Below are 4,065 nucleotides of genomic sequence, written 5' to 3'. Positions count from 1 at the left end.
AACGTCGGCCTGCTGCCCGACACCGCCCTGGACGGCGTGTGCGTGGTGTCGGCTGTGATGGGCGCGCCCGATCCACGGGCCGCCGCCGTCGACCTGCTCTCCCGCTGGGACGGGGTTCGGGCCCGGACCCGCGACTGAGCCGGCCCCGAACCCGCCCGCGACCCGTCAGTCCCCCCAGGGGTGGCAGACCCCGAACCCGCCGTAACCGGTACCGATGGTCGGATGCGTGGACAGCGTCAGTTCGTCCCGGTGGTCGTTGACCAGGTAGACGTACCGGATCTCGGGCTGCGGCGAGCCCCCGTCGGTCGGCCTGGGCCGGAAACCGTGCGGTTCGACAGCCCTCACGACCTCGTCCAGGGCCCGGTCCCACCCGTCGGGGTCCAGGGCGTCGGGGTGGCGCATCTCGCGGGCGTAGAACTTGCCGATCCCGGTGTCCGTGACCCCGGTGGCCTCGCCCCTGCTGGGACAGGCGACCTCCTGTGCCGGGCGGGACTCCCTCCACCCGCCCGCGCCGATCCTGCTCTCGAGAACCCGCCGGATCTCCTCCTGTCCCGCCTCGAGTGCGGCGCGGGAGCCCGACACATCGATCGTGGTGTCCAGCGGAACGTTCGCCGCGCCGATCGGTCCGGTACTCGTCGGAGGGGACGGCGCCGGGCTCGGCGCGGTGCCTCCTGTGCAGGCCGTCACGGCGAGGAGCACCGGGGGAGCCAGAACCGCGTAGAGGGATCGAAACCGCGCCACCGCACCCATGGTGCCCGTACCGTCGGGCGCATGCAGGACAGCACCCCGGACCAGATCACGATGGTCGAATTCCCCAGCTCCTCGATGCCGGCGACCGCCGACTTCCTGGCGACCGTGTGTGGCTGGACGCCCACCGTGTACGGGACGTCGTACACCGACCTCACCGGCGGCGGGATCGAGGTGGGGATCCAGGGTGACGACGACGAGCAGTCACCGGCACCGCTGATGGTGATCCGGGTGGCCGACCTGACCGAGGCCCGCGGACGGGTCGAGGCCGCGGGCGGCGTGGTGACCCTCGAGCCGTTCTCCTTCCCCGGCGGCCGACGGTTCCACTTCCGCGAGCCCGGCGGGAACGAGATGGCCATGTGGGTGCCCGAGTAGCCACCGGCCGGGTAGCACCGACCGGGTAGCCACCGACCGGGCTGCGGCGTGCCGCCGTCTCACCCGGTCGGCTCGAACCCCTCCGGCAGCACGAGCCGCGTGAGTTTGGCCGGGTTCGAGTGGAAGTAGACCCGCGTGACGCGGCCGTCGACCACACCCAGCTGAGCCACCCGCACGACCCCGCGGGAGACCACCGCCAGCGCGAACTCCCCGTTGACCTCGGCCGGCGCGATCATGCCGTCGGACAGTTCCGCCGCCTTGATGAGGAAGTACGCACACTTGCGGGCCCCCACGATGTCCCTGCGGGCGGCGTTGACCTTCCCGTCGCTGTCCGAGACCACCCGGGCGTCCGCGGTGAGCACGTCGATCGTCTGCTGGAGGTCACCGGCCAGGACGGCCTCGACCAGCCGAGAGATCACCGCCTCCGTCGCACGCTCCGGCGGACGCAGGTCGGTGTCCAACCGGTGCCGCGCCCGGCTGACCCACTGGCGGACCGTGGGCACGGCCGCGTCCAGCGCCTCGGCGATCTCGGCGTAGGGCAGGGCGTAGGCCTCGCGTAGGACGAAGGCCGCGCGCTCGTCGGGGCCCAGTTGCTCGTAGGCCAACAAGACGGCGATCCGCAGGTCGTCGCGCTGCTCGGCCATCTCGGAGGGCAGCAGGGCGGTGTCGACGGGCTCGGGGAGCCACGCCCCCACGTAGGCCTCCTTCCTCCGTCGTCGCAGCCGGTCCAGGCACAACCGAGTGGTGACGGTGGTGAGCCAGGCCTCGGGGTTCTCGGGCGCCGATCCCGGCTCGAGCCCGACCAGGCGGGCCAGGGCCTCGTCGGCGGCGTCCTCGGCGTCGGCCCACGTCCCGGTGATGCGGTACCCCACCCCGAGGAGTCGTCGGCGGACTCGGTCCAGGGTCACCCTGTCCATCGCCACCCCGTCGATGCCGGTGAGGACGCGGCCCGGGATCACCTCGGGTCCGTGCGGGTGGTGTCCTCCGGGTCGCTGTTCCTCGGCTCGATGTCCCGCGGGTCGACGCCGCGCAGCGATGCCGGGTCCTTCCGCGTCGCCACCGCGATCCGGTTCCATGCATTGATGGTGACGACCTCCATCAGCAGCTGTCCAGTCCCGGATCCGCCGCGGTGACGGACCACCTCGTCCCACAACGCGTCGGGCACGGACTCCTCGCCGTCGATCCTGGTGACCGCGTCGGCGAATCCCAGGACTGCCTGCTCACCCTCGGACAGCTGCCCGGCGTGCGCGGACCAGTCCTCGGCTGCGGCGATCCGGGCGTCGTCCCAGCCGTCCCGGCGCGCGTCACGGCGGTGCATCGCGGCGCAGTACCGGCACCCGTTGACCGCCGAGACCCGCAGCCTGATCAGGTGACTGTCCTCGCGGGAGACCCTGGCCCGGGTGTAGGCCTCGAGCGCCAGCATGGGCGCCATCGCGCCTGCGCTGACCTGTGTGCGTTGTCTTCCGGGGTCCTTCTTGTGTGTGCCCATGACCTCCAGACGCACGGGCACCCGGAAATGTGACAGTGCCGCCGAGGCACTTGTCGAAGGGGCCCCGCGTGCAGCGCGGGCATTGTTATGGTCGCCATGCACTGCACTCGAACCCCGACAGGTGATGTCCATGGATCCCTCAGTTCTCGGCCCGGTCTCCGGCTCGCTCATCGGCGCCATCGACATCGTGATGGGCACGCCGCTCGACTGGGTTGCCGATACGTTGTACGACATGGCCATCGGCGTCATGGAACTCGGGCTCGGCCTGTAGCCGGTTCCGGAACCCCCACGCAAGGAACGCTCTCATGCCACACCCCGCATTCCTCGGCCCCGTCTCTACAGCCGTTATGAACGTCGTCGACGGGCTAACCCGGATGAACGCCCCACTCGAGGTGACCACCGCGCTGACCAGCTGGGCCTGGGATCTCGCGGACCTCGGGAGCTGATCCGCCTCACCGGGCCATAGATGGGTGCGATCCCCTATGGCCCGCAGGGCCCGACAGCATAACCTTGGACCCATGACCGATCCGGACGATCTACTGCTCTCGGACACCGAGCGTCTGCACGCCCTCACCTCGCTGGGCGACCACTATGCCGCGGGCCGCCTCGACGACCCCGAGTTCCACTCCCGTTCGGGCGACATCGCGGCCGCGCGCACCCTGGGCCAGTTGCGCGGGTCGTTCAGCGATCTTCCGGGCGGCATGCCCCTGACCAGCGTCGACGGCATGATCGTCCAGTCGGCCGCGGCGGGGGGTGGCGAGTTGGTGCGCGCCTCGTCGTCGTCACCCGCGGTCTCGGACCCGGATCGCGAACTACAGGATCTCCGCAAGCGCGGCAGGACGGTGGAGACGCTCGACGGGTTGGTCCTGGGGGCGACCCTCGTGGCGTTCCTCGTACTCCAGTTCGTGGTGGGCTGGGACTACGCGTGGATCGTGTGGCCGTCGCTGGTCCTGACCCTGGGGGTTCCGCGCGCCATCCTGCAGTTCACGGACTCGGACGAGGAGCTCTACGAGGAGCTCAAGGAGTCCGACGACGAGGCCCGCAAGGAGCGCCTCCGTGCGGCCACCGAGCGGATCCGCGAGCTCGGCGACGGGCGCGAGACGCGTTAGTTCTCCTCGAGTCAGGTCTCCTCGAGCGCGACGCCCGTGCGCTCCGGAAGGGTGAAGGCGGCCAGGGCGGCCACGACGAAGGCCGCCGCGAACACCCCGAAGACCACCGCCGTACCACCGGCGCCCAGCATCACCGGGACGAGCAGCGGCGCGATGATCGAGGCGATCCTCCCGAACGCCGCCGCTGCACCGGTGCCGGACCCTCGGGTTCTGGTGGGGTACAGCTCGGGGCCGATCGCGTACAGCGCGCCCCACGCGCCGAGGTTGAAGAACGACAGCGCCATGCCCGCGGCGATGATCGTGCCCGGCGTGCCCGCGAGGCCGAACAGGCCGGCGGCCACCGCC

Annotated in this window: 8 protein-coding genes; 4 read left to right on the top strand and 4 right to left on the bottom strand. The window is 71.2% G+C overall.

What is annotated here, in order from left to right:
- Positions 1-165: 165 nt before the first annotated feature.
- On the bottom strand, positions 166-741 hold the full coding sequence (locus G6027_RS06170; RefSeq protein ID WP_182636365.1) for a hypothetical protein: 576 nt from the start codon (positions 739-741) through the stop codon (positions 166-168).
- Between the two features lie 30 nt (positions 742-771).
- Here G6027_RS06170 and G6027_RS06165 point away from each other — a divergent pair, with 30 nt between their 5' ends.
- Complete coding sequence (locus G6027_RS06165) at positions 772-1,122, top strand: VOC family protein (RefSeq protein ID WP_182636363.1); 351 nt, start codon at positions 772-774, stop codon at positions 1,120-1,122.
- A gap of 59 nt (positions 1,123-1,181) precedes the next feature.
- On the opposite strand, the gene G6027_RS06160 is transcribed toward G6027_RS06165, so the two are convergent.
- Both G6027_RS06160 and G6027_RS06155 read right to left on the bottom strand, forming a co-directional pair.
- A complete protein-coding gene (locus G6027_RS06160) occupies positions 1,182-2,039 on the bottom strand; it encodes a sigma-70 family RNA polymerase sigma factor (protein WP_182636368.1) in 858 nt (285 codons plus the stop codon).
- A 38-nt stretch (positions 2,040-2,077) separates the two neighbouring features.
- Positions 2,078-2,611 (bottom strand): carboxymuconolactone decarboxylase family protein, encoded by a 534-nt coding sequence (locus G6027_RS06155; protein ID WP_241726868.1) that lies wholly within the window; start codon positions 2,609-2,611, stop codon positions 2,078-2,080.
- A 130-nt stretch (positions 2,612-2,741) separates the two neighbouring features.
- Here G6027_RS06155 and G6027_RS06150 point away from each other — a divergent pair, with 130 nt between their 5' ends.
- From G6027_RS06150 to G6027_RS06140, 3 genes are all read left to right on the top strand, one after another.
- Positions 2,742-2,882, top strand: a complete 141-nt coding sequence (locus G6027_RS06150; protein WP_182636361.1) for a hypothetical protein — start codon at positions 2,742-2,744, stop codon at positions 2,880-2,882.
- A 34-nt stretch (positions 2,883-2,916) separates the two neighbouring features.
- Complete coding sequence (locus tag G6027_RS06145; protein WP_182636359.1) at positions 2,917-3,057, top strand: hypothetical protein; 141 nt, start codon at positions 2,917-2,919, stop codon at positions 3,055-3,057.
- Positions 3,058-3,129: 72 nt separating this feature from the next.
- Positions 3,130-3,720 carry a DUF1707 domain-containing protein gene (locus G6027_RS06140; RefSeq protein WP_182636357.1) on the top strand — a complete coding sequence of 197 codons (591 nt, stop codon included), beginning with the start codon at positions 3,130-3,132 and terminating at the stop codon, positions 3,718-3,720.
- A gap of 11 nt (positions 3,721-3,731) precedes the next feature.
- Here G6027_RS06140 and G6027_RS06135 read toward each other — a convergent pair.
- Positions 3,732-4,065 (bottom strand): MFS transporter (locus tag G6027_RS06135; protein ID WP_182636354.1); only part of this gene is annotated, 334 nt, incomplete at its 5' end.

The organism is Dietzia sp. SLG310A2-38A2 (genome assembly GCF_014145095.1).
GTDB lineage: Bacteria > Actinomycetota > Actinomycetes > Mycobacteriales > Mycobacteriaceae > Dietzia.
Note: the sequence above shows the minus strand (reverse complement) of the source record. Positions and strands in the feature narration are given on the sequence as shown.